Below are 256 nucleotides of genomic sequence, written 5' to 3' on the forward strand. Positions count from 1 at the left end.
CAGCAGGACGATGCCGGCGACGGCGAGCCAACCGAGCACACCGGCTCCGGTGCGGAATCCCATGATGAGCGCGACGCCGACCACGATGGCCACAGATATCAGGTTCGCCACGAGCGAGGGGAGTACGTGCGCCCAGAGCACGGCGCTACGCGCGATCGGCATCGAGTGGAAGCGGTCGAAGATGCCGCTCTTCATGTCGGTGAACAGGCGGAAGGCCGTATACGAGACTCCCATCGCGACCGTCATGAGCAGGACG

General features: G+C 65.2%; 1 protein-coding gene. It reads right to left on the reverse strand.

The features are described from left to right. Positions 1-256: ABC transporter permease (locus tag SB658_RS25625; protein WP_410603268.1), on the reverse strand; the 256-nt coding region annotated here is incomplete at both ends.

Source organism: Bacillus sp. SIMBA_008, from assembly GCF_046535495.1.
Lineage (GTDB): Bacteria > Bacillota > Bacilli > Bacillales > Bacillaceae > Bacillus > Bacillus subtilis.